Annotated in this window: 25 protein-coding genes; 16 read left to right on the top strand and 9 right to left on the bottom strand. The window is 46.4% G+C overall.

Going from position 1 to position 24,864, the window contains the following annotated elements:
- Window positions 1–7: 7 nt before the first annotated feature.
- Window positions 8–958: a heme o synthase gene (cyoE, locus tag A7981_RS02175; protein ID WP_082889186.1), complete on the top strand. Its 951-nt coding sequence runs from the start codon at window positions 8–10 to the stop codon at window positions 956–958.
- Between the two features lie 83 nt (window positions 959–1,041).
- On the opposite strand, the gene pyrC is transcribed toward cyoE, so the two are convergent.
- Both pyrC and rsmI read right to left on the bottom strand, forming a co-directional pair.
- Entirely contained in the window at window positions 1,042–2,073 is a 1,032-nt protein-coding gene (gene pyrC, locus A7981_RS02170) for a dihydroorotase (protein ID WP_067263386.1), read from the bottom strand.
- Window positions 2,070–2,924: a 16S rRNA (cytidine(1402)-2'-O)-methyltransferase gene (gene rsmI / locus A7981_RS02165; protein ID WP_067263383.1), complete on the bottom strand. Its 855-nt coding sequence runs from the start codon at window positions 2,922–2,924 to the stop codon at window positions 2,070–2,072. Before rsmI ends, pyrC begins: the two co-directional genes overlap by 4 nt.
- On the opposite strand from rsmI, the gene A7981_RS02160 reads away from it, so the two are divergent.
- From A7981_RS02160 to A7981_RS02140, 5 genes are read left to right on the top strand one after another with little or no spacing between them, the layout of a single operon-like run.
- A complete protein-coding gene (locus A7981_RS02160) occupies window positions 2,916–4,586 on the top strand; it encodes a penicillin-binding protein activator (protein ID WP_082889185.1) in 1,671 nt (556 codons plus the stop codon). The two genes, rsmI and A7981_RS02160, sit on opposite strands and share 9 nt — an antisense overlap.
- Window positions 4,587–4,598: 12 nt before the next feature.
- Window positions 4,599–4,958: a YraN family protein gene (locus A7981_RS02155; protein ID WP_254258474.1), complete on the top strand. Its 360-nt coding sequence runs from the start codon at window positions 4,599–4,601 to the stop codon at window positions 4,956–4,958.
- 24 nt (window positions 4,959–4,982) lie between these two features.
- Entirely contained in the window at window positions 4,983–5,573 is a 591-nt protein-coding gene (locus tag A7981_RS12170; RefSeq protein WP_067263381.1) for an SIS domain-containing protein, read from the top strand.
- Entirely contained in the window at window positions 5,574–6,146 is a 573-nt protein-coding gene (locus A7981_RS12165) for a BON domain-containing protein (RefSeq protein WP_067263378.1), read from the top strand.
- 46 nt (window positions 6,147–6,192) lie between these two features.
- Window positions 6,193–6,492, top strand: coding sequence for a DUF3579 domain-containing protein (locus A7981_RS02140; protein ID WP_067263376.1), 300 nt, complete (start codon window positions 6,193–6,195; stop codon window positions 6,490–6,492).
- Window positions 6,493–6,531: 39 nt separating this feature from the next.
- Here the strand turns inward: A7981_RS02140 and A7981_RS02135 are convergent, their stop codons facing one another.
- A complete protein-coding gene (locus A7981_RS02135) occupies window positions 6,532–7,089 on the bottom strand; it encodes a YqhA family protein (protein WP_067263374.1) in 558 nt (185 codons plus the stop codon).
- A 133-nt stretch (window positions 7,090–7,222) separates the two neighbouring features.
- On the opposite strand from A7981_RS02135, the gene A7981_RS02130 reads away from it, so the two are divergent.
- Window positions 7,223–8,809, top strand: coding sequence for a hypothetical protein (locus tag A7981_RS02130; protein WP_067263372.1), 1,587 nt, complete (start codon window positions 7,223–7,225; stop codon window positions 8,807–8,809).
- A gap of 9 nt (window positions 8,810–8,818) precedes the next feature.
- On the opposite strand, the gene A7981_RS02125 is transcribed toward A7981_RS02130, so the two are convergent.
- Entirely contained in the window at window positions 8,819–10,042 is a 1,224-nt protein-coding gene (locus A7981_RS02125) for an EAL domain-containing protein (protein WP_067266385.1), read from the bottom strand.
- A 215-nt stretch (window positions 10,043–10,257) separates the two neighbouring features.
- Between A7981_RS02125 and trxA the strand changes: the two genes are divergently transcribed.
- The 4 genes from trxA (at window position 10,258) to A7981_RS02105 (ending at window position 14,244) form a co-directional block, all read left to right on the top strand.
- The gene (gene trxA / locus A7981_RS02120) at window positions 10,258–10,584 is read left to right on the top strand and encodes a thioredoxin TrxA (protein WP_067263369.1); all 327 of its coding nucleotides are present in this window, start codon (window positions 10,258–10,260) and stop codon (window positions 10,582–10,584) included.
- Between the two features lie 155 nt (window positions 10,585–10,739).
- Window positions 10,740–11,999 (top strand): transcription termination factor Rho, encoded by a 1,260-nt coding sequence (gene rho, locus A7981_RS02115; protein WP_067263364.1) that lies wholly within the window; start codon window positions 10,740–10,742, stop codon window positions 11,997–11,999.
- Between the two features lie 152 nt (window positions 12,000–12,151).
- A complete protein-coding gene (locus A7981_RS02110) occupies window positions 12,152–12,394 on the top strand; it encodes a type B 50S ribosomal protein L31 (protein WP_067263361.1) in 243 nt (80 codons plus the stop codon).
- Window positions 12,395–12,579: 185 nt separating this feature from the next.
- Window positions 12,580–14,244 carry a glycosyltransferase family 39 protein gene (locus tag A7981_RS02105; RefSeq protein ID WP_067263357.1) on the top strand — a complete coding sequence of 555 codons (1,665 nt, stop codon included), beginning with the start codon at window positions 12,580–12,582 and terminating at the stop codon, window positions 14,242–14,244.
- Between the two features lie 3 nt (window positions 14,245–14,247).
- Here A7981_RS02105 and modC read toward each other — a convergent pair whose 3' ends face one another.
- The 5 genes from modC to A7981_RS02080 form a co-directional block, all read right to left on the bottom strand.
- A complete protein-coding gene (gene modC / locus A7981_RS02100; RefSeq protein WP_067263353.1) occupies window positions 14,248–15,324 on the bottom strand; it encodes a molybdenum ABC transporter ATP-binding protein in 1,077 nt (358 codons plus the stop codon).
- Entirely contained in the window at window positions 15,317–16,027 is a 711-nt protein-coding gene (gene modB, locus A7981_RS02095; protein ID WP_067263350.1) for a molybdate ABC transporter permease subunit, read from the bottom strand. Before modB ends, modC begins: the two co-directional genes overlap by 8 nt.
- A 51-nt stretch (window positions 16,028–16,078) precedes the next feature.
- The gene (gene modA, locus A7981_RS02090; protein WP_067263347.1) at window positions 16,079–16,846 is read right to left on the bottom strand and encodes a molybdate ABC transporter substrate-binding protein; all 768 of its coding nucleotides are present in this window, start codon (window positions 16,844–16,846) and stop codon (window positions 16,079–16,081) included.
- 75 nt (window positions 16,847–16,921) lie between these two features.
- Window positions 16,922–18,472, bottom strand: a complete 1,551-nt coding sequence (locus A7981_RS02085; protein ID WP_067263344.1) for an OprO/OprP family phosphate-selective porin — start codon at window positions 18,470–18,472, stop codon at window positions 16,922–16,924.
- 150 nt (window positions 18,473–18,622) lie between these two features.
- The gene (locus A7981_RS02080) at window positions 18,623–18,970 is read right to left on the bottom strand and encodes a winged helix-turn-helix domain-containing protein (protein ID WP_067263340.1); all 348 of its coding nucleotides are present in this window, start codon (window positions 18,968–18,970) and stop codon (window positions 18,623–18,625) included.
- Between the two features lie 155 nt (window positions 18,971–19,125).
- Between A7981_RS02080 and moaA the strand changes: the two genes are divergently transcribed.
- The 5 genes from moaA (at window position 19,126) to A7981_RS02055 (ending at window position 24,864) form a co-directional block, all read left to right on the top strand.
- Window positions 19,126–20,136, top strand: coding sequence for a GTP 3',8-cyclase MoaA (gene moaA, locus A7981_RS02075; protein WP_067266384.1), 1,011 nt, complete (start codon window positions 19,126–19,128; stop codon window positions 20,134–20,136).
- Window positions 20,137–20,174: 38 nt separating this feature from the next.
- A complete protein-coding gene (gene mobA / locus A7981_RS02070) occupies window positions 20,175–20,750 on the top strand; it encodes a molybdenum cofactor guanylyltransferase MobA (RefSeq protein ID WP_067263337.1) in 576 nt (191 codons plus the stop codon).
- A gap of 18 nt (window positions 20,751–20,768) precedes the next feature.
- Window positions 20,769–21,314: a molybdopterin-guanine dinucleotide biosynthesis protein B gene (mobB, locus tag A7981_RS02065; RefSeq protein WP_067263333.1), complete on the top strand. Its 546-nt coding sequence runs from the start codon at window positions 20,769–20,771 to the stop codon at window positions 21,312–21,314.
- A 9-nt stretch (window positions 21,315–21,323) separates the two neighbouring features.
- A complete protein-coding gene (gene glp / locus A7981_RS02060) occupies window positions 21,324–22,604 on the top strand; it encodes a gephyrin-like molybdotransferase Glp (RefSeq protein ID WP_067263330.1) in 1,281 nt (426 codons plus the stop codon).
- Between the two features lie 172 nt (window positions 22,605–22,776).
- A complete protein-coding gene (locus A7981_RS02055; RefSeq protein WP_067263327.1) occupies window positions 22,777–24,864 on the top strand; it encodes a TonB-dependent receptor in 2,088 nt (695 codons plus the stop codon).

Genomic DNA, 24,864 nt, shown 5'->3' with positions numbered 1-24,864 from the left:
CCATCTGATGTTTAAGCAATACCTACTTCTTACGAAACCAGGGATCATCTTCGGCAACCTGGTTTCGGTTGCCGGCGGATTCTTTCTTGCTTCTCAAGGCAATATCGATTTCAGTTTATTCATTGCGACTGCACTCGGCATATCGCTTGTGATCGCATCTGGCTGTGTATTGAATAACTACATCGACCGTGATATCGATAAGAAGATGGAGAGAACCAAGAACCGCGTCCTCGTTCTTGGATTGATCTCTCCCACAGCCGCGATCATTTACGGTTGTGCGCTTGGTATCGCAGGCATCGCCCTCTTATACGCAACCACCAATCTGCTGACCGTCATGTTCTCGCTGGGCGGCTTTCTAATCTATGTCGGGCTTTACAGCCTTTACCTCAAACGTAATTCTGTCTATGGCACATTAATTGGCAGTCTATCTGGCGCGGCACCGCCAGTGATCGGCTATTGCGCAGTAAGCAATCAGTTCGACATGGGCGCTGCGATTTTATTGGTGATATTCAGCTTGTGGCAAATGCCACATTCATACGCCATCGCCATCTTCCGCCTGAATGATTACCGTGCGGCTTCGATACCTGTACTCCCTGTAGAAAAAGGGATTTTAACGACGAAAAAGCATATTGTGCTTTATATCGTAGCCTTCGTCATCGCCACATTAATGCTGACTTTCAGTGGATACGCGGGCAACAGTTATCTTGCTGTTGCTGCAGTGATTGGCATTTACTGGCTAGGTATGGCATTGTCAGGTTATAAGACAAGCAATGATCAACGATGGGCGAAAAAGCTATTCGCTTTTTCAATAGTGACGATCACCGCTTTAAGCGTGATGATGTCTGTGGACTTTAAGAATCCGGCACCTAATCATGAGATATTTCTGACCTCCAACAGCTTTTTTTCAAAAGCTGGGCAGCCTAAAGATCACTTCTGCACTATTGCTTGGCAAATCTGATGTGCTTGGAAAATTAAATGCCGAGCAGATCTAAATTTTAAAAGTATTACACCAGCGCTCTAATCCAGCGCGTCCGTCTCGTCTCACACGATACGCCACTCGATCTTCTCACCTGCGCGCAACGGTACCAGTACATCGCCAGCGAATGGAATGCTTTCAGGCACAGTCCACGGCTGTTTAGTGATCGTGATCTTGTCCTGATTACGCTCTAATCCGTAAAAATCCGCCCCATAAAAACTAGCAAAAGCCTCGAGTTTATCCAGTGCCCCTGCGTTATCAAATGCCTCCGCATATAGCTCAATAGCGGCATGGGCTGTGTACATACCGGCACAGCCGCAATCGGTTTCTTTTGCAGATTTTGCATGGGGCGCACTGTCGGTGCCTAAAAAGAATTTAGGATTACCCGAAGTAGCAGCCTCAACCAAAGCCAAACGATGTTCTTCTCGCTTAAGCACTGGCAAACAATAATGATGTGGGCGAATACCGCCTGTAAATAGATCGTTACGGTTCATCAATAAATGATGTGCCGTGATGGTCGCCGCGACATTTGCCGAGGCTGAGGTGACGAAATCTGCCGCATCTTTTGTCGTGATATGCTCAAACACGACACGTAATGCTGGAAAGCGCTCCAATAGAGGTTGCATATTTCGGTCGATAAATACTTTTTCCCTATCGAATACATCAATATTCGCGTCTGTTACTTCAGCATGCACTAACAACGGCATACCGAGTTTCTCCATCATTTCAATAGCCCTGACGCAATGCCCCAAATTGGTAACACCAGAATCCGAATTAGTCGTAGCCCCGGCTGGATAGAGTTTAATCCCATGAACGATGCCACTCGCTTTCGCACGAATGATCTCTTCAGGCGAGGTCTTATCAGTCAGATACAAAGTCATCAATGGCTTGAAATCGGCACCTTCTGGCAACGCCGCCAATATACGTTCACGATAGGTGATCGCCAGATCAGCCGTTGTGATCGGTGGGCGCAAATTGGGCATCACGATCGCCCGTGCGAATTGTCGCACTGCATCGGGCAAGACGGCAGCAAGCGCAGCGGCATCTCGCAGGTGAAGATGCCAATCGTCTGGGCGGGTCAAAGTTAGTTTATTCATGCTTTGTTTTTTGTCTGTAATTGAAGTGCATATTCGTAAAGTGCATTTTTCTTTGCACCCGTGATTTCTGTCGCCAGCTTGACCGCCTGTTTTAAAGGCAGGTCGACCAAAAGTAATTTTAATACACGTTCCGTTTCTTCGCTGATATCCGCAACCTCTTTCGCGGCTTCTGCCTCAACCAAGATCACAAACTCACCACGCTGCTGATTGGTGTCACTTTCAAGCCAGGCAAGGGCTTTACCTAGCGCACATCGATGAAACGTCTCAAATGTCTTAGTCAATTCCCGTGCTATCGTCACTCTACGCTGGGCACCTAACACCGTTGCCATATCAGCAATGCTATCCAATATGCGGTGAGGTGCTTCGTAGAATACCAAAGTGTTAGTTTGCGGCTTTAGCTCCTCAAGCACGCGTCGGCGTTGTGCTCCACTTGCGGGTAAAAATCCGTAAAAAGTGAAGCCATTCGCTGTAATACCGGAAGCTGACAATGCAGCGATAACAGCACTTGCGCCCGGAATTGGCACAACGGTAATACCGGCATCCCGCAGGATATCGACAACGACAGCGCCGGGGTCGCTAATGCCTGGCGTACCAGCATCGGTCACCAAAGCAATGGATTCGCCCGATTGCAGTCTTTCAAGAAGTTGAAGAGCCGATTTGTGCTCGTTATGTTCGTGCACCGCAACCAGCTTTTTCTGAATCGCAAAATGCGAGAGTAAGCCAGCGGTATGGCGCGTGTCTTCAGCAGCCACAACATCTACCGTCTTCAGAATATCAAGCGCGCGCAAGGTAATATCCTGTAGATTTCCAATCGGCGTGGCTACAACATATAATGTACCGCTATGACTCAACGTTTACTTACTTTCATTGTTATTCAATGGTTATTCGGAATCAGCTTGCTGATGGCCGCACCAGCCTCCAGCAATAACCCAGCATCACCGCAGGAACAAACCAGACCCAATGCTGAATCTTATTTTATGGATGGTTTGGCCTGCCTGAAAAAACCTGACATCGCCTGCGCTCAAGTCGCTTTAGCCAATATCCCCAGCAACTCACCCTATGCAAAATTACTAGCAGGCAATATCGCTGCGAGTACGCAAGATTACAATCAGACCTTCATTCTACTCTTACCCTTGCAGGCGGATAAAACGCTTTCGCCAACAGCAAACGCAAGTTTACATGCAAGCTTGGCACTAGCCTATGACAATCAGACGGATGGATCGCGTGCATTACAGGAACGCCTGCTTGCGGAGCGCTATTTGACTAATGAAGATGATATCAGGGCATTACAGACCACATCATGGCAAGCATTAACACGTATATCCAAGGACATACTGGTGGATATGCGCGGCGATAGCGTGAATACCACCATGCAAGGCTGGATAGACCTTGCAATCGTGATCAAATCTCCCACGCTAAATGCTCAGGCGATTAAGAGCTGGCAAGTGGCTTATCCCGATCACCCTGCCATCGCATTTATAGCGCAGCCTTTACTGGAACAACTCGCTAGTAAAGAAGCGCCCGTGAACACGCCGGAGACAGCTACATCTGGCAACCATATCGCACTTATTCTGCCTTATCTGGTTGAGTCTTTTTATGCGGCGTCAGATGCGATTGAGCGTGGCTTCATGGCCGCCCAAGCAACCCAAAAAGATACTGCTGAAGTGAAAATATATGCCAGCAATGGCGCCCCTGATGAGATCGCTACAATCTACCAACGCGCAGTCAATGAAGGCGCTCAGTTGATCGTCGGCCCATTGACCAGAGATGAAGTCACAGCGCTCGCGCAAGGCAAGATCAATATCCCGACACTTGCCCTGAATAATCCCGATGGCATACCCCCAACCCCCAACCTTTATACCTATGGATTATCCATAGACAATGAAGCGCAACAGATTGTAAGAATAGCGCGCGGATTAGGCATGCAATCAGCCACCATCGTCATGGTAGATGGCCCGTTGGAAAATCGCATGGCAAAGACATTCAGTGAAGCATGGGTAGCTGATGGCGGTCAGATAAAATTACAAATAGCCGTGACGCCAACCAGCGACTTGGGCACCATCAAAACAGATATCGGCAATACCCCTTCTGATATGATATTCATGGCAGCCAATGCTGATGGAGCACGCACATTACGGCCTTACCTTGACCCAGCGACCCCGACATTCGGTTTATCACACATTTTTGGCGGGATTCTGCAAAATCCGGACGATGTGCCTTTAACCGCTATCAGGTTCGTGGATATGCCTTGGTTACTTGAAGACAGCAGTACGGCGGTCACGGCATATGAGACTGAATCAGCCAATCTGCCGCCAGGTGAGATGCAACGCTGGTTTGCATTAGGCGTTGATGCTTACAAACTATTGACCATCATTGCCCAACATCCGAATCAGGCAGCATCGTTTACTGGCCTTACGGGCAAGATCCGGCTAAATACCTCTGGTGAGATATCACGTGAACTTGCATTAGCGAGCTTTGGCAAAAATGGCGTGATCCTTGAAAAACTACCATAAGCTAAATACTAAGTGATTGCGCAGGACAAGACATCATCATCCGGCGCCGAAGCAGAAAAACTCGCTGCCATTCATTTGCAACAACATGGGTTGATACTCGTTAGCACGAATTACCGATGCAGATTTGGCGAAATCGACCTCATTATGCGGGAAGGCAAAACCATCGTATTCGTTGAAGTACGCTTACGCAAAAATACTGACTTTGGCGGCGCTGCTTATAGCATTACACCAGCAAAACAAAAGAAACTGATCCTCACCGCCACCCATTATTTACAACAACATGGTGATAGTGCATGTCGCTTTGATGCCATCCTGATGAAAAACTTTGACCTACACGATATTGAATGGATACGTAATGCGTTCGATGCCTGATCTAATCAAGAAGATACTCAGATTATGGAGTTAACCACTCGCATAGCCACTCACTTTGAAGAGAGTGGACGTTTAAAACTAGAGCTGGCTGACTTGCTCGCAGGCCCCATTGCAAAAGCAGCGGATTTGATCGCACAAGCACAGCTCAATGAAAAGAAAGTCTTAGTATGCGGGAATGGCGGTGCTGCGACACTGGCGCAATATTTTGCCTCGCGCATGTTGCATCAGTATGAGTTGGAGCGCCCGGGGCTTGCAGCTGTTGCCTTGAGTGCAGATAACGCCACACTGACATCCATCGCCAACCAAGGCGACTTTGAAAAAGTCTTCTCAAAACAAATCACGGCACTCGGGCATGCAGGTGATATCCTGCTGGTCATTAGCTCTAGCGGCAATTCCAAGAATATCCTCAAAGCCATTCAAGCGGCAAAAGAGCGAGACATCGCTGTAATTGCTTTTAGCGGTGGCGATGGCGGCGCCTTAGTTGAACTTCTCGGCGATGCAGATATCCATATTGGTGTCCCTCATGACAACGCATCACGCGTTAAAGAAGTCTATATGCTTACCTTGCATTGCTTATGCGATGCAATCGATTGTATTTTATTAGGAGTGAATTAAATGCGCTTAACAACAAAACTATTACTGACTGCGGCGCTGGCCACACAACTATCAGCTTGTATCCCTGTGGTAGTCGGCGGTGCAGCAGCGGGTGGCGCAATGGTCGCAGACCGCCGGACATCCGGCACTTATATCGAAGATGAAGGCATTGAGATCAAGGCTGAAAAAAGCATTAACGATAACATCGGCATCGCCAATATCCATGTCAATGTCACCAGCTACAACCGCAATGTGCTGATCACTGGTGAAGCATTAACAGAAGCGATAAAAGCAAAAGCTGAGCAAGTCGTGAAAACTATCGACAATGTCAGAAGTATCACCAATGAATTGACGGTAGAAGAAAAAAGCACGCTTCCACAACGCAATAATGATGCCTACATCACTTCAAAAGTAAAAGCACGTATGGTTAAGGAAAACCGCTTTCCTACCAACTACGTTAAGGTCATCACAGAAGGCGGTATCGTTTACCTGATGGGTATCGTTAGCCATCAAGAAGCGGCAGATGCAGTAGACATCGCTAGCAATACCAGTGATGTGCAGAAAGTCGTCAAGGTTTTTGAATACACCGATTAAGCTACTGATATAATTCGCACAATCTGAATCCCCTATTGGCACTGTGATGAGTTCATTACCTAAAGAAATCATTATTCAAGGTCTGACCCGCGCTGGGAAGCCATTCCGCCCCAGCGACTGGGTTGACCGTATGTGCAGCACTTATGCAAGCTTTGGTGCTGATCGCAAGTTGCGTTACTCCCCTTATCTCAAACCACGCGTAGTGAATGGTGTACGCTGCCTTGCAGTTGATTTAAAACTCAAGGATGTGAACCCGGAAGGCTATATCCAGTTGATGCATTTTGCTGACGAGAATCAGCTCAGCATTCTGGATGCCGATGGTAACAGCATCCCCACCCCTAACTAGGTTTTCATCAAGTCAGGCCTTGCACTAATTAAATTGCCGCTAATGCTTTTCTACGGCAGGTTTCTCGGTAGGATGCTCTTCCCCTTTATGCATCAGGAATAAGGCTAAGCCAATCAAGGCGATACTGCCGCCAAAGTGCAGCAAATCAGCGGTGGTGGTCATTTGCATCTTGAGCGCATGCTCAAATAAAGACACGATCATGATCATTACGATCACTTTGGCCAATCGGTTCTTCAAATCATCCAGATCGTGAATCACCAATACACGACTTGATGCCTTACTACCTTGTGCAGCGTCGATATCACTGATGAATAGCTCATATAACCCTAAAGAAAATATCAGCATGATGGTGGCCAGTAAATATCCATCCACTACTTCGACCACATGCGAAACGGTATCATCATGCAATGTTTTACGCATTTCATTGGTCAAGTCTGAATCTGCATAGTGCGCCACATGTTGCAGCAGAAAATAAACATCGACTGTGGCGATGTAAAATATCGCCACACCAGCGGCCAAGCTTGCTACGACAGCCAAAATGATGATAAAGCGGCTATTCCACAAAAAACTTTCAAATAACTTTTCTATCCATTTCATAACAAATTCTCAAAATAAACTTGGCGTTCATTCTAACATTCAACTTATTATCTCAATAATGAGCACGGATACACCGTGACAAAAATCGCGAGAGTATTTACTATTCTCCAATCCATACTGGAGGCTATGCCTGATGCCGTTGCGCCTTAAGATTCCTGCTTTAGTAGATAAACCGCTTATTTCAGCTGAGACACGTCCGCAGAAAGTCAGTGAGTTTATTGAGAAGCTCCCTATCGCAGACCCTCTTGAAGCCGCTACGACCTTATTTGAAGAGATGGAGATCCTGAATCGCCAGAAAGTCTCTCCCGATACTCGTGTCAAAGCACTGGAACTCTACCGGGTAGTGGTCAAACAAATATCCGAACTGCTGGCGAATAGTTACAGCAAAGCCTCACTGCCTCTACCTCCCCAAGCAAAAACACTGGCTGGCGCTGCTGAATCACTCTGGCTGGAGTTAGGTTACGGCTATAAGCTTGCACTGATCGATGAACAAAACAAGCTCTTCAGCCTGAATAGCGATAAAACAAACGCACTGATACTACAGCGCGCCATTGAAGCCATGGGGCAACTTGCCATGGTCTACTACAAGACCTATTTCGCTACCCCAAGTAGCGTATGGGGCGACCTGAATCAGCTTTACCTGTATGCGGTACAACAATCCCTACATGAGATTGAAGTGGCTACAGGGGAAAATACAAAAAGCACGCCCAGCCTGAGCTTCAAGCAGGCCTTGCTGATGTCTCTGGCCTACCCTAGGCACTTAGCCCCTATCGATATCAGACGTGTCGAAGATTATGTCGTACGCAATGCGAAATATGTACGATTACAAGATGCAGGGTTGCTTGAGAACCCTGCCGGCATATTTTTGGTCAGCCTAAATTCAGACAACCCGCCCATCTCCTATATTAAAAATGCCAAGGATCCGCTTGGCCCGGGAGATGTCATTCTTATCACGATTGACTTGGCAAGGCTGGTGCACAAACACATCCAGCTGATTCAATCCGGCAATCCTATCCCACCTGATGAATTACCTATCGATGCAAAAGACCCACGTTACATTGACACGCTGACTTACCTCATCAAGCACTGGGGTGCATCGCCAAAACGTATATTCAATCGCTCACGTAAAAGTGACGGAATAAGGCTCGCCGTCGGGATCAATGCCGTGCATTACTTTATTCATGGCGAAAAACATTACACTGGCCCAGCTAATGAAGAAAACACAGACGAATTATCAACATATTCGTTAGGGAACGCACAAACGACAACACCTGAAGAGATCATACCCTCACGCTGGTTGGTGACGAATATCAGCGCAGGCGGCATGGCCCTGAGAAAATTGGCAAACCCTAAAGATAGTATCCGAGTAGGTGACCTGCTTGCCGTTAAAGATGATAAAGCACAGTCATGGGCATTAGGTGTGGTGCGCTGGGTATCCAACGACGAACAAGAGCAGCTTGATATTGGCGCCCATCTGATTGCACCGGCAGCTAAAGCTGCGGGTGTATGCAAATCGGATAGACGTATTTTCGAGAAAGTGATTCTTTTACCGAGCGTTCACACCCTCAAGCAATCTGCTTCGATGATCGCACCAAGCGGCATATATAGTCCGGCACGCGTTCTTGATTTAGATGAAGACGGCAAAATCTCGCGCATCATGATTACCAAACTGATTGAACGCACCACCAGTTTTGAGCGATTCGGTTTCAGCTACCTGTAGGAAGTCGATTTACTCCCAATCGACATCACAACAAAACACCTGAATCTGATTCAGCACTGTAATCGCAATAGAGATTGTCACGCATAATTTCCCGTTAGCGATTGACAGATATGGGCGCGTTAGCTGTAATTCCTTAGGGCGATTCAATGCCCGTCTTAAATAAGGCCGTCGAATCCAGTTTGCCCCATTACCATCAGCTAGAGGATGGTAGCGTATATCTGCCACACCTTGTCTGGATGGCACCACAATGCTCGTTCCGATCTGGATACCATATTGATTAAGTAGGTAACATCGATCCACACCGCGGATTTCCAGCAAGCCCTGACAAGCTTGCTCCATGGCAAAGCCAGACTGCATCTTACTGACGACTTCAGCAAAAGCGGCAATATGTTTGCTCAGCTTTTTATAATGCATCTCCTGCGGCATGGTGTCATGGTAATCCCTGAATAAATCAGCGATCTGCTTCGATTGTTTTTCCTGTAGAACATTGGCTTCAGGCATACCAAAATAGAAACCCTGAACAAAATCCACGTCCGTCTCAATTGCGATCATGGCCTCTTCCAGCGTTTCCACGCCTTCAATCAATACCAGACTACCAACCTCGTGGATCAGTGAAACGATACCGGGTAATACTCGCCGTGCGGTACGATTATCGACGGCTTGCGCGATCATGGATCGATCAAGTTTGACGATATTAGGGGCGAGGCGCCATATGCGTTCAAAATTGGAATGTCCGGCACCAAAGTCATCAATCGCAACAAGACAACCCAATTTTTTGTAAAACTCGACAGACTCCGACAGTTGCGACTCATCAGAGATCGCGCCTTCAATGATCTCGACGACGACACGAGAAGGCGGCATCTCGTAATAGTCCAGCAGGTCTTTAAAGAAGGAACCGTAATATTTACCCTGCACGATGACTTTAGGGTCGATATTCAAGAACAGCCAATTCATATCATCATGCTGACTGGCAAAATTATGCATATGCAAGGCGCGTGATAGGCGATCCAGTTGCACAATCTCGACCTCACTACGTGCGCTACCAAATACTTCAGTAGGCACAATTGTTTCAGCCTCACCTATGGTGGCTCGGAGCAAGCCCTCATAACCAACGATACGACAATGCGACAAGCTATAGATAGGCTGGAATGCACTACTTAATCGCATGCCCTTATATGACGCATGCACATGGCTATCGCCCCCTGCGCTCGCGTCAAACGTATTCTTCTGCATGAGATTAAGTATCTCTGTAATATTCTTGCCCATACTTTAAAGCAGCGTTCCTTCAATGAAAAACATGTCACAAAATTGAAACTTATATCATCGCAGCAATATCTATGCCTAGATGAGTGCTTCACTAAAGCATTTTTTTTCGCTAGGATAGCGAAATAGCAATTGCACCCTCCCCAATGTCGGGGTTACCATTTTTTCAAATTTAGAGGTCCACAATGAGCGAACATATTACGCATATCAGCGACGAGAGCTTTGAACAGGAAGTCTTGCAATCATCAACCCCAGTCATTGTCGACTACTGGGCTGAGTGGTGCGGACCATGCAAAATGATTGCACCTATTCTAGACGAAATCGCAAAGGAATATGATGGACGCCTTAAGGTTGCTAAATTAAATATTGATGAGAATCAACAAACACCTCCCAAATACGGCATTCGTGGCATTCCAACCCTGATGTTGTTCAAGAATGGTAATGTTGAAGCAACTAAAGTCGGTGCACTTTCAAAATCCCAATTGACTGCATTTATTGACAGCAACATTTAATACCGTTACGCTTGCGCCTGATTACTCTAGTTATAAATACTAAGAACAAGTCATCAGGCGCAAAATAAACATAGCGCACAAGCAGTCAAACCCTCAAATTCTTCAAGTAATTCACCCAATCCCTTAGCAGCTTCGATTTTCAGCGAGTCCTCTCTATGCATCTATCAGACCTAAAGCACCTTCCCGTAACCGAATTAGTCGAAATGGCCATTGCCAACGAGATCGAAGGCGCAAGCCGGATCCGCAAACAGGACCTGATTTTTGCCTTGTTGAAGAACAAGGCCAAAAAAGGCGATAGCATCTTTGGCGACGGTACGCTGGAAGTATTGCAGGATGGCTTTGGATTCTTACGCTCGCCCGATACCTCTTACCTTGCCGGGCCTGATGACATCTATGTATCTCCATCCCAGATTCGTCGTTTTAACCTGCATACAGGTGATTCGATCAAGGGCGAGATCAGAACGCCAAAAGATGGCGAACGTTACTTTGCCTTAGTAAAAGTAGATAGCGTTAACGGCGAACCGCCAGAGAATACCAAACACAAGATACTGTTCGAAAACCTGACACCATTATTCCCGACCAAGCCTTTGGTATTGGAACGCGACATTCGTGGTGAAGAAAATATTACAGGCCGCGTGATCGATATGATCGCCCCAATCGGCAAAGGCCAGCGCGGACTACTCGTTGCGAGCCCAAAAAGCGGCAAAACCGTCATGATGCAGCACATTGCGCATGCGATCACAGCGAATCACCCAGACGTTATCCTCATCGTACTATTGATTGATGAACGTCCTGAAGAGGTCACTGAAATGACACGCTCAGTAAAAGGGGAGGTCGTTGCATCTACGTTCGATGAACCGGCAACGCGTCACGTACAAGTAGCTGAAATGGTATTGGAAAAAGCCAAACGCTTGGTTGAGCACAAAAAAGATGTTGTTATTTTGCTTGACTCGATTACCCGCCTCGCTCGTGCATACAATACCGTCGTACCAGCCTCAGGCAAGGTGTTGACGGGTGGTGTGGATGCAAACGCGCTACAACGCCCAAAACGTTTCTTCGGTGCCGCACGTAATATCGAAGAAGGCGGTTCACTGACTATTATCGCTACTGCATTGGTCGATACCGGCTCACGCATGGATGATGTGATCTATGAAGAGTTCAAGGGTACAGGCAACATGGAAATCCATCTTGACCGCCGCATGGCTGAAAAACGTATCTACCCGGCTATTCACGTCAATAAATCCGGTACACGCCGCGAAGAGCTATTGATAGAAAAAGATATCCTGCAAAAAATCTGGGTACTGCGTAAGTTACTCTACCCGATGGACGACTTGGAAGCCATGGAGTTTCTGCTCGACAAGATCAAGGCAACCAAGAACAATGCGGATTTCTTTGACTCAATGCGCCGCGGTTAATTTAGAACGCACAATTGAATCACTGAAATTTTAATGATGCATCAATCGTGATTTGCAAAAGCGCAATTAAATCAATATAATCTCGGCTTTTCGCAAATTACAGTTGCGAACCAATATTTGCCGCACAATCCGGCTAGACTAAGGTAAAAATTATGAAACCAAACATTCACCCAGAATATCGCGAAGTGGTATTCCAAGACGTAAGCGCTGACTTCACGTTCGTTACACGTTCAACCATTCAAACTAACCACAAAATCAAGTGGACTGATGGCAATGAATATCCTTTGGTAAAGATTGAAGTTTCATCACAATCTCACCCGTTCTATACAGGCAAACAGAAGATTCTGGATACTGCTGGTCGCGTTGAGAAATTCCGCCAAAAATACGGTATGTAATTTTGATGCTCGTCTTCATGATGAGTATGGTAAAAAAGGCAGCATGGCTGCCTTTTTTATTTTACTGATTAAGAAGGTCGTCTAAAATAACGCCATGTGCATCGGCAATAGTGCATTGCTTGAACAAGCAGATTTACCTATGTACACCATCTTGATGTCTGCCACGCTGAACGATAAGGCAAAAAATGGCATTTGAACTTGAACACGACTGGCAAGGCCAGTTATCTACTCCACGCGCCAAGATCGGCGAGAACGCAAAAACGCGCTTACTGATCATGTTGTGTATCGTCTGGGTCTGCTTGGGCTTAATTGGCCATAGCCCATGGAAACCCGACGAATCTCAATCGATTAGCATTATCAAATCCATGGCGCATGGCAGTGGTTTGCTCACCCCGATTGCAGCCGGTCAAACATCCATAGAGAACCCGCCCCTCTACTATTTAAGTGCTGCGGGTTTTGCAAAACTGCTTTCACCTATTCTACCTATGCATGATGCTGCGCGCATCGCCTCGGGCTTCTGGATGGCGATCACATTGCTGATGGTAGGCATGTTGGGGCGAGAGTTATGGGGAAAAGGTACAGGGCGCCAAACCACCTTCATATTCATTAGCTCACTTGGCTTAGTCGTATCTGCACATTTATTGATGCCCGAGGTTGCAGACCTGACAGGCGCTGCGATGGGCTTATATGCATTGGCACTGGCGAAACGACGGCCATTTCGCGCCAGTGTTTTACTGGGTACAGGGATCGGCATCAGCTTTCTATCAACAGGCTTGATCAGCTCACTAAGCATAGTGGCAACGGCGCTATTATTACCTGTGTTATTCACTGAATGGCGCAGCAAAAGCTATGCTATTGTATTGGGGTTAAGTGCAATAGCAGCAACGCCCTGGTTATTGATTTGGCCAGCCCTGTGCTGGTATTTCTCACCCGAAGCATTCACTCACTGGTGGTATGCCAGCTGGGCGCAATTCAATCAATTCAACCATCTGTATTTTATTAAGACATTGGCATGGTTCTCATGGCCAGCATTGCCACTGGCCCTTTGGGGCCTGTGGCGATACCGTACAAACTTGCTGCAAAAACCAAGATTTCAATTATTGATCATTTTCTTTGCCATAAATCTTATTGTGATCGGGTTTGGGGCCGATTCGCGGGAGATATTTGCATTACCATTGCTACTGCCACTTGCCGTATTGGCTGGTGGTAGTGTGGAAACATTAAAACGTGGTGCCGCAGGTGCGCTCAATTGGTTCGGGCTGATACTTTTCGGGATAATTGGATTCCTGATCTGGTTAGGCTGGATCGCGATGCTGACCAATTACCCGGCAAAGCTTGCTGAACGCATGAAAGTGCTTTCGGCCTCCCAAGATACAAGCGTTCACTGGGCAAGCCTGGCTGCTGCATTGATCGTGACCATGATCTGGCTATTAGTAGTAGTAAAGGCCAAGCGCTCTAATCGGGCAGCCGTAACCGACTGGGCCGTAGGAATCACAATGGCATGGACGTTATTAATGACGCTATGGCTGCCATGGATCGATTCCGCCAAAAGCTATGCGCCTGTCATGGCGAAAATCGAAAGCACGCTCCCTGCGCATTACACCTGCATAGCAAGCAATGGTTTAGGCAGTGCACAGCATGCCCTACTGCATTACCATGCGAATCTCCGAGCAAAAGCTGAATCTGCACAACAGACCCGTTGCGATATCTACCTGATTCAGGATGAGCGTGGCAGAAACAGGCTGCAACTTGGCGATGATTGGAAACTCATCTGGCAAGGCAAACGTGCGGCCGATAGACGTGAGAATTTCCGACTCTATCAGCGTACTGAAAACACGCAAACCGAATAAATATTAAATATCATAACAACGTATTGCCTGTGTCTTAATCAGGCAGTACGTCTTGTTACCCACTTTAAGGTCTATGTCTTGAATAGATTTTGCAGATATCTCTGCAATGATGGTGTTACCCCCGACATCTACTGAGACTAGTGCACGATGGCTAATGGTATCGATGGCAGTGATGGTACCTAGAATTTGATTCTGTATCGTCACATGCTCAAGCTTCTTATTCGATAAAGCGACATTCGAAGCTGCAACGGACAATGAAACCTCCCCACCTACCGCACCTTGACTTAGTGGAATGCATATTTCCTGTAAGCCATATTGCACAATCGAATAACCTAAGGCTTCATGTTGCTCGGTAATGATTGCATGCAGAACATTTTCAAGTCCAAGCGAGTGCGCTAGTGACAGCACGCGCTGATCATGCACAACTTCATGAAAATTACCGACGCCAAGCATCTTTCCTTGATCGATAATCGCCATATATTGCGTGAGGTAAAGAATCTCATCGATGGAATGACTGACATATACCATCGGAATTTGAATCTCTTCTTTCACGCGACGGAGAAAAGGCAATATCTGATCTTTTAGCCTCACATCCAGTGCAACTAAAGGTTCATCTAACAGCAATAATCTTGGTGAGGTCAGTAATGTACGCCCCAACGCCACACGCTGTTTTTGCCCCCCGGATAACTGGTCTGGCTTATGTTCAAGCAAACTAGTGAGTTCGAGCAAATCCACAATCTGGTCGAAGCCAAATCGCTGCTCTTTCTTGGTGAGTAGATTAAAGCCATATAACAAGTTATGCCGCACAGACATGTGCGGAAATAACCGGCTCTCTTGAAACACTAGCCCAACTCGCCGCTGGTGAATGGGAGTATCTATACCGAGGCGACTGTCGAACAAGCGCTCGCCGTCTATTACAAAGTGCCCGCTGTTTGGCTTAACCAGTCCAGACATCAACGACAAGAGCGTACTCTTGCCAGAACCAGAGGGGCCAAATAAGCCAACGACAGATTCGCTAAGGTTTAATTTGGCATCAAGCGTGAATCCTCCCCGATGCAACGTCATATCGATATCAATCATTGCTGTTGACCCTGATACGTTGCGTCATTTTGCGCTCAAGAAATTCGCTGGCGATCAGCGCGGAAAGTGCGATGACCATGCTCAGGATGACAAGCCGGATGGCTGGCTCATCACCACCGGGAACCTGCGTATAAGTATAAATAGCCAAAGGTAGGGTACGTGTCTCGCCCTCAATATTGCCGACAAAGGTTATGGTTGCACCGAACTCACCAAGGCTACGACTAAACGCAAGAATCAGCCCGGTTAATATACCAGGCAGAGCCAATGGCAAAGTGATGGTAAAAAATACACGTAAAGGTCTTGCCCCGAGTGTTTGGGCAGCATATTCCAACTTCTGGTCGACCAGCGTGATCGCTAGCCGCGCTGAGCGCACCATTAAAGGGAACGCCATCACGGCAGACGCGACTACAGCACCTATCCAAGTGAATGCGATGCTGATGCCAAACACTTCGTTAAGCCATTTTCCTACCATGCCTTGATTTCCCAATAGAATCAGGAGCAAAAATCCCGGTACGACAGGAGGCAAAACCAGCGGCATATGCACTAGGCTATCGAGTAGGGTTTTGCCAAAAAACGATTTTCTGGCAAGCAACCATGCGACGAATATCCCGGGAAGAATGATGGCGGCAGTACACCACAGCGCTACTTTGATTGACAGTAATAACGCTGCGGTTTCTTCTGCAGTAAAGCTCAAGAGCTCCATATAACAGCTTTTATGATGTGCTTAATTTTGCCGTAGTTATTTCTACCGCTATTATTTTTTAAGTAAAGTGAATCCATACTTAGAGAATATCTCACCTACCGCTGGCGAAACAAGGTATTGCAGAAAATCTAGGCTAGCTGGCTGGCCATTTATGACCATCGCGACCGGATAGATAATGGGGTCGTGCGTACTTTCAGGAAACACGCCCACGATATCTACTTTGCTCGATACCTTGGCATCCGTTTCATACACGATACCTGCTGTGCATTCACCACGTTCAACGAACACCAGTGCGGCACGCACATCTTGAGTGCCTACGATGCGGGTCTTGATGGCATCCCACCAGCCCAGATTGTTCAATGCTTTCTTGGCATAGATACCTACTGGCACAGAATCAAGCTCCCCCGTACATAAACGACCATCGAAAGCTTTTGATAGATCGAATACCTTAGTAAAATCAACCTTGAATGTTTTGCCTTTAGGGGCGATAAGCACCAGACGGTTACCTAAAAGATCGGTACGGGTGTCAATTTCGATACGTTTCTTATCTTGCAGGTAATTCATCCATTTAGTATCCGCAGACATAAAGATATCTGCTGGAGCCCCGTTTTCAATCTGTTTTGCCAGAGCAGAAGACGCTGCAAAAGAATTCACCACTTTGATGGACTTTTCTTTCTCATACTGCGCAGTGATCTCTGATAACACATTCGTTAAACTAGCCGCTGCAAACACCGTCAGTTTTTTATCTTCTGCATGCGCACCAAAAGATGCACAAAGCATCATTGCTGACAATAAATAGGCTAAAAATTTATTATTCATATTCACTTCCTGATTCACTATGTTAGGAAATGCCGCGCTAGAACGGCATAAGTCTGTAACCAAAAATTACGCTAATTAGAAATCGTATTGCGCACGCATCACAATTGCATCTTCGCGGTCATCCTGTTTACCCGCAACCGTAATAGGCGTATCGAAATCTGTACGGATGTAGTTCAGCATAATGCGTGCATTGGGGTTCATGATCCATTTCACGCCAGCAGTCCATGCATCAGCTTTTGCTGTAAATGCTGTACCGGCATTGGCAATGGGTAACATGTTTTCAAAATCTGAAGCATCGAATTTGCTATAGCGTAAACCTAGCTCCCACGCACCCCAGCCATCTTTAGCCATGGTCATATTGTTTTTTGGTTTCATGCGCCCGAATACACCGCTCTTGTAACTATCAGCATAGGATTCGCCAGTAAGCATCCAGTTAAGATTAACGTACCAAGCCTTGATATCGTTATCATAATCCACACCTGTACGCGTCCCTTTTAGATTAGATACAATATATTCGGACTGTAGTTTGACAGGGCCATATGAAAGCGCAGTTTCAATACCTTGACGTTTACGGTCAGCATCAGCGTTCTGTAAACCAGCCACATTAAAGAATGACACGCCATTTGCCTCAGTTGATTGTGCAATACCGGTACCTGTCATAGAAGAGTAAGCGACGCTACCGTCACTATAAGAGGCACCGACATGAATCACTGTATTCTCGATGCTCAGCAACTTTGCCAAGTTAGCATTCACGCGTAAGCCCACGTCTTTGGTGTTATCTACTTTGGTTACCACGCCAGCATTAGTCGCTGTATTGTTTAACTCATCATTATTCTGACCTGTTCCGTTCACTGCATAAACGTTGTAGTTCACCCAAGGCAATGGATCACCAAATACCATGATGCCGCGATCATAAGTCGAGTTAAATATCGCACCGTTATTTGTGGCAAGTGACAATTCAGTAAAGTCGGTAAAGTTGGTGCTAAACGGACGCTCAAGTCCAAAGAATGGTTTAAATTGACCGATGCGAATCTTGGCCTGCTTCCACCAATTGATATCGAGGTATCCATAAGTCAATGCAGTAGTACCTTTGGAACCGTCATTCGCATTTGCGTACTCGCCCTCTACACGAACCGCGTAATCCTTGAGGAACGTAAATGTGCCGCCAAAACGTGCGCGACGAATGCTGAAAGTATCCTTTCTCCAATCACTATCTGCATAATCCCGATAGTCTGCCTGTATACGACCATTGATCTGCAATTTCCAATTGCCACTCGCGTCATCGAAAACTAAGCCGTCTTTGAACGCTGCATAAACAGGGCTACCTTCGCTTTTGCCTTTCTCTTCAGACTTAACGATCTTGGACTGGCTGACTTGCTGTTCGATACCCACCAGCTCTTTTGTTAGCAACTCGATCTGCTTGTCTTGCTCGGCACGTTGCTGTTGCATTTGCTGCATCATCTGTTCCAGCTGCTTGATACGCGTTTCTGGGTCTAAATCTGCTGCGTATGTAGTGATTGGAAATAGAGACGCTACGGCTATAGCAAGTGCACACTTCGAGAAACGCTGGTTTTTATTCACAATATCCCCTTGAATCAATCTATTATTTAAATGCAGTTTCGCCATGTAGAAATCCTATGGCAGAAATTTCGCTATATTTAAATGGGAATAACGATAAATGTCAATCTGAATCCTAGGATTCTAAATTCTATGGTTAAGCGTGATTAAACAGAGTGACTTAAATGGGCTAGCCCAAACAGACTAGCTAGGGATAAATTACGCTAGAGGTACTAGACGTGCATTAATCTCGTTCAGCTCAAACTCAGCCGCGACCAGCGTTTTTGAAATCAGGTCTCGGTAACATTTAAGAATGTGGAAACCAAAGGTTGTCACCTGTGCACCGCCACCATGTGCGCCACCCAACGATGTGGCCACTAGCGGTTCTTGAAAACAGCGGTTCATGGCATCAACTAGTTCCCAAGCGCGCCGATAAGACATGTTCATTTTCTTGGCTGCAGCTGAAATAGAACCGCAATCATTAATGGCTTCCAGCAAATCCGCTTTACCAGGGCCGATTGCCGTAAAACTACCATGCGAGATTCGAATCTTAAGCTTTGCAGTCATGAATACACACCAAGAAAAATATCAGGTTATTAAATTAAATACGATCCAAGCTGTCTTAAATAAACAAGTCATCAAGAAAAGTATATTTCTGATTGTACATGCAAGTTGAAAGTCATAAAATTGAAAGCCTTAACTCACATGATAAACGCTTTGCCATGCGCAAAAATGTAATGCCGCCAGCAACACTGATTGACAGCTTTGGTCGCAAGGTGGATTACATTCGCCTCTCGATCACTGATCGCTGTGATTTCCGTTGCGTGTATTGCATGAGTGAAGACATGACATTTCTGCCGAGAGATGAAGTGTTATCGCTTGAAGAATCGGCCCGCTTGGTGAAAGTATTTGTAGACTTGGGAGTGAGCAAGGTAAGGATCACTGGTGGTGAGCCCCTCGTGCGCAAGAATGCATTATGGTTATTTGAAGAGGTTGGTCACCTACCCGGGTTGCGTGAATTAGTGGTGACGACGAATGGCTCACAACTTGAACATCAGGCGCAGGCGCTAAAAAAAGCGGGCGTAAAACGTATCAACATCAGCTTAGATAGTCTAGACGAAACCCGTTTTCGTAAAATCACACGCGTAGGTGAACTCTCTAAAGTATTACGGGGGATTGAAGCTGCAAAGCAAGCAGGCTTCGAGAATATCAAACTCAATACGGTGTTGATGCGCGGCATTAATGATGATGAGGCATTGGCGTTATTAGACTTTGCTATTGCGCAAGAAATCGATATCTCCTACATAGAGGAGATGCCGTTGGGAGAAGTCGACCATACAAGAGATAGCACCTATGTCAGCAATGATGCCACGTTGAAGTTATTAAAAGATCATCACAACCTGATCAGCAGTACCGAATCTACAGGTGGGCCGGCGCACTATTGGCGCATACCGCATACAAATACGCGCGTTGGGTTTATATCGCCCCATAGCCATAATTTCTGTGAGTCATGCAATCGGGTGCGCATCACCTGCAAGGGCGAGCTCTACCTGTGTTTGGGGCAAGAAAGCAAAATAGACCTCATGCCGCTGTTAAGGCAATACCCGCATGATGATCAACCGCTTATTGATGCGATTGTTAACTCCATGACGATCAAACCGAAAGGTCACGATTTTGATATCAAGCGGGCAACCCCATCGGTGATTCGTTTTATGTCGATGACGGGCGGCTAAATGTTGATGCCCCTTGCTGCGTATTTCAAGCTTAAGTCATGAGCATTACCGGATTAATTCTAGCAGGCGGCAAAGGCAGCAGGATGGGTGGTGTAGATAAAGGCTGGGTTATCTTCAACCAAAAACCCATGATTGCGCACGTGATCCAAAGGCTGGCTGTACAGGTAGATCACGTGATGATTAGCGCGAACCGCGAGATAGAGCGCTATCAGACTTTGGGTTACCCTGTCATTGAAGACGACATGCCGGATTTTTCAGGCCCCTTGGCAGGCGTGCATCAAGGCATGCTGAGCAGTAAAGATGCCTATATTCTCACTGTGCCATGCGACGCTCCACTACTGCCAAACAATCTTGCTGATCGATTGATGGATGCATTAACCAGACATGATGCAGACTTGGCCGTTGCAAAAACAGGCGACCAGTTACAGCCTGTATTCTGTTTATATCGTAGGCATTTGATACCTAGCCTGGAAACCTATCTCAACAATGGTGGACGTAAAGTTGAAACCTGGCAAAACTCACTGCAATATGTCACCGTTGCATTCGACGATAACCTACGAGCCTTTAGCAACATCAATACAAAAGATGAGCTATCGGTGCTAGAAAATACTTAAGCCGAGCCATATCCCTGAATGAATAATGCGCTACCCATCCTCGGCTTTTGCGCCGCAAGTAGCGGCATGGGGAAAACTACGCTACTAACCAAGTTGATTCCCGAGCTCGCCAAACTTGGGATTCGTACATCCATCATTAAACATGCGCATCACAATTTTGATATCGATAAGCCGGGTAAAGATAGCTACCGCTTACGCGAAGCAGGTGCCGTGCAAACATTGGTAGCCTCAAGCCAACGCTGGGCACTAATGACAGAGCTTAGTCGAACCGAAAAATATGCAGCCCATGAACCAGACCTGCCCGAACTGATAGCGAATATAGATATGAGTTTGGTAGACTTGATACTGGTGGAAGGTTTTAAGTATGCGCATATCGCCAAGATAGAGATCCATCGCCCAAGCTTGAATATGCCCTTACTTGCGAACACCGATCAAGACATCATTGCTATTGCATGTGATGATGCCATTCATACTCCATTACCAATACTTGACTTAAATGATCCCCCTATTGTTGCTGACTTTATCCAGCACTGGCTCAAAGACACATCGAACGCAGAAAATTAACCTAAAGATATGAGTACAAAATCGATTTCCGAACTCGTAAACAATGCCAGCTGTCAGGATGATTACGATCCTAACTCCATGCAGGTGAATCAGGCACGCAAATATATACGCGAGTATCTCAGCCCTGTATCAGAAAAAGAAAATATCACCTTACATAGCGCTTTAGGCCGTGTACTGGCAGAAGATATCATTAGCGAATCCAACGTACCCAACCACGATAACTCGGCGATGGATGGTTATGCATTCAATGCAAATGATGTCGCCAAAACAGGTGAATCCCGTTTGCACATCATCGGCACCGCTTTTGCTGGCAATGCGTTCGAAGGTGTAATTGCTCAGGGTGAATGTGTTCGTATCATGACTGGTGCCGTACTGCCTAAAGGGGCAGATACCGTCATCGCGCAAGAGCGCGTCACCATATCAGAAGAATCTATCAGCTTTAGCGAAAACCCAAAACAAGGGATGAATGTACGGTATGCAGGTGAAGACCTGAAGATCGGCCAAGTGGTATTGGGGGCTGGGCATGTCATCAAAGCCGCTGATCTGGGCCTGCTTGCTTCGCTTGGGGTAGGTCAAATTAATGTGTATCGTAAATTGCGGGTCGCTTTTTTCTCTACAGGCGATGAGTTGGTCAGCATTGGCCAAGTGTTAAAAACAGGGCAAGTGTATGACAGTAACCGCTACACACTCTATGGCATGTTAACGCGCTTAGGCGTTGAAGTGATCGATATGGGCGTTGTCGGCGATAACCCTGAGATGCTAGAGCAAACCTTGGTGAATGCCGCAGCGGCAGCAGATGTCATCATTACCAGTGGCGGCGTATCTGTAGGTGCAGCTGACTTCATGAAAGAGCTGCTCGCCAAAATGGGACAAGTCGTTTTCTGGAAGATTGCCATGAAGCCTGGCCGACCATTAGCCTATGGCAAAGTAGGTCAAGCCCACTATTTTGGGTTACCCGGAAATCCTGTCGCAGTCATGGTGACTTTCTACCAATTTGTGCGGGAAGCCATGCTCTACTTGATGGGGCAACCATCGCCCACCCCACTTCCATTGTTGAATGTAAGTTGCACCGAAGAGATCAGAAAACTCAAAGGCCGTACAGAATTTCAGCGGGGCATATTATTTACTGATGATGACGGCATCTGGAAAGTAAAACCAACCGGCAATCAAGGCTCTGGCATACTCAGTTCCATGTCTACGGCTAATTGTTTTATCGTACTGCATGCAGACACGGGTAATCTGGAAGCTGGTGCCACCGTTCAGGTACAGATTCTTGAAGGCATCATTTAGTACAAACAATCGGCATAACCATCTCGTCAGTTTGTATCGATATCGTCACATTCTCGAAAATACCAAATAAATTCATGAAAATCACTATGTTCAATTCAACGCATTTCCAATAAGCTCGCGGCCTTATGTAACTAATTGTATCTGCAAAGTACAGATACGCAGGGAGATCAACATGCTGGCCAAGAAACTTTTACCAATCGCAATATTGGGTACTTTTAGCGTTGCAAATAATGCTTTTGCAGCCGATGAAGAAAACACATCAGTCATCGCGCCAGTGGTCGTCACCGCCACACGTATCGGGCAAAAGAGTTTTGATCTCCCAGTCGCAATCGATCTAGTCAGAAAAGATCAGATTCAGGATGGTCAATTAGGCATGACCTTATCTGAAAGCTTGATTCGCGTTCCCGGCATCACTGCACAAAATCGAACACAAATGGCGCAAGACCCACAGATATCCACTCGCGGTTTTGGCGCCCGTTCTGCATTTGGTGTACGTGGTGTACGTGTATATGTTGATGGCATCCCGCTCACCATGCCTGATGGCCAAGGCCAACCGGGCAATGTCGATCTTGATGTTGTGAGAGGTATCGAAGTGATGCGCGGCCCCTTCTCTGCACTTTACGGCAACTCTTCCGGTGGTGTCGTACAAATGCTAACCGAGAATGCACCAAAGACCCCTGAGATTTCAGGTGGCGTCATGTTTGGTAGTTATGGTACGCAAAAGGAATCAGTTCGTGCTGCTGGCACATCTGAGGGAATTGAATATCTGGTGAACTATTCTAATTATAAGTCAGATGGCTACCGTGACCACAGCGCAAACCAGAAAGAACAAGGCACGGCAAAATTCAAGATCAACCTAAATGAGGATACCAAGCTCACTACGTTGGTCAATTGGTTTGATCAGGATGCGGACGACCCACTAGGGTCAACAAGGGCAATGGCTTTTAGCAACCCCAAAAGTGTGGTTCCCGCTGCAATCAATGCTAATACTCGCGTTAGCCGATCTAATACGCAAGTGGGGTTCAATCTTGAGCATGCCATTAACTCCGATAATTCACTCACATTTATTAGTTATGTAGGCACAAGAGATAATCTGCAGATACTTTCAACCAATGCCCTTGGCACGAATGCACGTGCGAGCAAGATTGCACGTGAGTTTTATGGCACGGATATCCGCTGGGATAACAAAGGTAGCTTCCTTGAAAAACCCTATACCTTCAGCCTAGGCACAGCTTACGGAAAATCAACGGATGACAGGACAGACACGAATATTCTGCTGGGAGGTGCGCCAATTAATGTATTAAACCGTAACGAGAAAGACACTGCCAAGAACTTTGATCAATATGCCCAAGCGAAATGGTCAGTATTGGAAAATCTTGATTTACATGCAGGTGTACGCCACACAAAAATACGTCTAGAAATTGATGACAATCTGTTGGCGGTAGGCGGTGATAACAGCGGCAATCTTACCTATCAAAAAACTACACCCGTATTTGGTGCAATATGGAAAGTCACGCCCCTGTTTAACCTATATGCAAACTATGGCAAAGGCTTTGAAACACCGACTTTTGTCGAAGTAGCTTATCGTAATGCAGCCGCGACTAGCACGCCCAACTTAGGTCTAAAGCCTAGCGAAAGTCGTAATATGGAAATTGGGGCAAAAGCGTTTCTTTCCGATAACACTATTGCAAATCTAAGCATATTCAAAACATTGACCGATGATGAAATTATCGTCAGCAATGTTTCGAGTGGCATTACCAGTTATACCAATGCGAATAAAACAAAGCGAAACGGTGCAGAGGCCTCGATTGAATCTAAGCTTCCCTACAATATAACCTTATTCGGCGCGTATACATTGCTGAACGCAAAGTTCGACTCAGATTTCACTAACAACTCGGGCTTGATTGAAGCTGGCAATGTCATTCCAGGCACTTACCATACTCAAATATACGGTGAGGCCGCATGGAAACATACGCCCACAGGTTTTCGTACAGCTTTCGAGGCACGGCACAACAGTAAGTCTTATGTGAATGACTTAAATACAGACTCCGCCCCTTCATATACGATATTCAATATTCGAGCAGGTTTTGAGCAGAAGCTTGCGAATTGGCGCTTTAGTGAATATGCCCGCATTGAGAACATATTCGATAAAGATTACATCGGCTCAGTCAAACTTAATGATTATACAAATGGGCGTTCCTTTGAACCTGCCGCAGGCAGAAACTGGCTCATTGGCTTAAATGCCAATTACAGATTCTAA

The organism is Methylovorus sp. MM2 (assembly GCF_001648895.1).
Taxonomy (GTDB): domain Bacteria; phylum Pseudomonadota; class Gammaproteobacteria; order Burkholderiales; family Methylophilaceae; genus MM1.
The sequence above is the reverse complement of the archived record's forward strand: the minus strand, read 5'-3'. Positions and strand labels throughout refer to the sequence as shown.

What these genes read in the sequence shown, in the direction of transcription:
- cyoE (WP_082889186.1), top strand. Translation starts at nt 8, where the DNA reads ATGTTTAAGCAATACCTACTTCTTACGAAACCAGGGATCATCTTCGGC.
- pyrC (WP_067263386.1), bottom strand. Translation starts at nt 2,073, where the DNA reads ATGAATAAACTAACTTTGACCCGCCCAGACGATTGGCATCTTCACCTG.
- A7981_RS02160 (WP_082889185.1), top strand. Translation starts at nt 2,916, where the DNA reads ATGACTCAACGTTTACTTACTTTCATTGTTATTCAATGGTTATTCGGA.
- A7981_RS12170 (WP_067263381.1), top strand. Translation starts at nt 4,983, where the DNA reads ATGGAGTTAACCACTCGCATAGCCACTCACTTTGAAGAGAGTGGACGT.
- A7981_RS12165 (WP_067263378.1), top strand. Translation starts at nt 5,574, where the DNA reads ATGCGCTTAACAACAAAACTATTACTGACTGCGGCGCTGGCCACACAA.
- A7981_RS02140 (WP_067263376.1), top strand. Translation starts at nt 6,193, where the DNA reads ATGAGTTCATTACCTAAAGAAATCATTATTCAAGGTCTGACCCGCGCT.
- A7981_RS02135 (WP_067263374.1), bottom strand. Translation starts at nt 7,089, where the DNA reads ATGAAATGGATAGAAAAGTTATTTGAAAGTTTTTTGTGGAATAGCCGC.
- A7981_RS02130 (WP_067263372.1), top strand. Translation starts at nt 7,223, where the DNA reads ATGCCGTTGCGCCTTAAGATTCCTGCTTTAGTAGATAAACCGCTTATT.
- A7981_RS02125 (WP_067266385.1), bottom strand. Translation starts at nt 10,042, where the DNA reads ATGCAGAAGAATACGTTTGACGCGAGCGCAGGGGGCGATAGCCATGTG.
- trxA (WP_067263369.1), top strand. Translation starts at nt 10,258, where the DNA reads ATGAGCGAACATATTACGCATATCAGCGACGAGAGCTTTGAACAGGAA.
- rho (WP_067263364.1), top strand. Translation starts at nt 10,740, where the DNA reads ATGCATCTATCAGACCTAAAGCACCTTCCCGTAACCGAATTAGTCGAA.
- A7981_RS02110 (WP_067263361.1), top strand. Translation starts at nt 12,152, where the DNA reads ATGAAACCAAACATTCACCCAGAATATCGCGAAGTGGTATTCCAAGAC.
- A7981_RS02105 (WP_067263357.1), top strand. Translation starts at nt 12,580, where the DNA reads ATGGCATTTGAACTTGAACACGACTGGCAAGGCCAGTTATCTACTCCA.
- modC (WP_067263353.1), bottom strand. Translation starts at nt 15,324, where the DNA reads ATGATTGATATCGATATGACGTTGCATCGGGGAGGATTCACGCTTGAT.
- modB (WP_067263350.1), bottom strand. Translation starts at nt 16,027, where the DNA reads ATGGAGCTCTTGAGCTTTACTGCAGAAGAAACCGCAGCGTTATTACTG.
- modA (WP_067263347.1), bottom strand. Translation starts at nt 16,846, where the DNA reads ATGAATAATAAATTTTTAGCCTATTTATTGTCAGCAATGATGCTTTGT.
- A7981_RS02085 (WP_067263344.1), bottom strand. Translation starts at nt 18,472, where the DNA reads ATGGCGAAACTGCATTTAAATAATAGATTGATTCAAGGGGATATTGTG.
- A7981_RS02080 (WP_067263340.1), bottom strand. Translation starts at nt 18,970, where the DNA reads ATGACTGCAAAGCTTAAGATTCGAATCTCGCATGGTAGTTTTACGGCA.
- moaA (WP_067266384.1), top strand. Translation starts at nt 19,126, where the DNA reads ATGCGCAAAAATGTAATGCCGCCAGCAACACTGATTGACAGCTTTGGT.
- mobA (WP_067263337.1), top strand. Translation starts at nt 20,175, where the DNA reads ATGAGCATTACCGGATTAATTCTAGCAGGCGGCAAAGGCAGCAGGATG.
- mobB (WP_067263333.1), top strand. Translation starts at nt 20,769, where the DNA reads ATGAATAATGCGCTACCCATCCTCGGCTTTTGCGCCGCAAGTAGCGGC.
- glp (WP_067263330.1), top strand. Translation starts at nt 21,324, where the DNA reads ATGAGTACAAAATCGATTTCCGAACTCGTAAACAATGCCAGCTGTCAG.
- A7981_RS02055 (WP_067263327.1), top strand. Translation starts at nt 22,777, where the DNA reads ATGCTGGCCAAGAAACTTTTACCAATCGCAATATTGGGTACTTTTAGC.